Genomic DNA, 1207 nt, shown 5'->3' on the forward strand with positions numbered 1-1207 from the left:
GCCTTCTGGCGCGCGAGACCGACCTCGACGACGCCCAGCGCGCTGAGATGATCGCCGCCGCCTTCGCGGTGCTGGACGACGCCCGTTTCGCTCCGGTCTTCGGCCCCGGCTCCCGCGCCGAAGTCGCCTTGACCGGCGCCCTGCCTGGCCCGTCCAGCGTGGCGATCAACGGCCGCATCGACCGGCTGGTGGTGACGCCCGACCGCGTCCTGGTCATCGACTACAAGACCAACCGCCCCGCCCCCGACGCCCTCGACCGGGTCGATCCCGCCTATGTCTTGCAGGCCGCCGTCTATGTCGCCGTCCTGAAACGCCTCTACCCCGACCGCCCGGTCGAAGCCGCCCTGGTCTGGACCGATGGCCCTAAACTGATGCCGATCCCGCAGGCCATGCTGGACGCGGCGTTGGCGAACAGTTGAATTGCCCGCGATTCGCTCCCACATCTGCCTCCGAACCCGGACGCTCCGGCCAACATCAACATGCGCTCAAGCAGCGAGGCCCCGCGGGCCGAGCGATAGCGCCCCAAGGAGCCATTCATGGCGACTGTAAAAGTCACGGACGAAAGCTTCGACGCCGACGTTCTGAAATCCTCCACCCCCGTCCTGGTCGACTTCTGGGCTGAATGGTGCGGCCCCTGCAAACAGATCGGCCCGGCGCTGGAGCAGATCGCCGACGAAATGGGCGGTCAGGTCACCGTGGCCAAGATCAATATCGACGACAGTCCCATGACCCCGTCCAAGCTGGGCGTGAAGGGCATCCCGACCCTGATGCTGTTCAAGGACGGCCAGATGACCTCGATGAAGGTCGGCGCCATGCCCAAGGGCAAGATCGTCGAATGGCTGGCCGAGGCCGGCGTCAAGGCCGACGCCTGATCGTCTCGCTCCATTGAAGATCAAGCGCCCGCTGGTTCCGACCGGCGGGCGTTTTTCATGCTAGGAGGGTCTCATGAGCGACGAAGACACACCGATCCCGGCTGACGACATCCCCGGCGAAACCCCCGTCCAGCGCGCCCTGCGCCTGAAGAAGGCGGCGCTCGACGCCCGTCCCCAGGCCCCACGCGGCGGCCGGTTCCAGCGCGAACAGAACGCCCGGATCGCAGCGGGCAAGTCGCGGCCCTGGATGAGCAAGTAAGACAGCACACCAGACTCTCCCTCCCCCTAAGGGGGAGGGAGAGTCTGGTGTGCTGTCTTACTTGCTCATCCAGGGC

At 66.5% G+C, this 1207-nt stretch carries 3 protein-coding genes; all 3 read left to right on the plus strand.

The window, feature by feature from the left end; translation table 11 throughout:
* The coding region (locus ER13_RS17330; RefSeq protein ID WP_035311419.1) for a PD-(D/E)XK nuclease family protein at positions 1 to 419 on the plus strand (419 nt) is incomplete at its 5' end.
* Between the two features lie 117 nt (positions 420 to 536).
* Positions 537 to 872: a thioredoxin gene (gene trxA, locus ER13_RS17335; protein ID WP_035311420.1), complete on the plus strand. Its 336-nt coding sequence runs from the start codon at positions 537 to 539 to the stop codon at positions 870 to 872.
* A gap of 73 nt (positions 873 to 945) precedes the next feature.
* The gene (locus ER13_RS17340; protein WP_008258864.1) at positions 946 to 1131 is read left to right on the plus strand and encodes a hypothetical protein; all 186 of its coding nucleotides are present in this window, start codon (positions 946 to 948) and stop codon (positions 1129 to 1131) included.
* Positions 1132 to 1207 lie beyond the last annotated feature (76 nt).

The organism is Brevundimonas sp. EAKA (assembly GCF_000698025.1).
GTDB classification, from domain to species: Bacteria; Pseudomonadota; Alphaproteobacteria; order Caulobacterales; family Caulobacteraceae; genus Brevundimonas; species Brevundimonas mediterranea_A.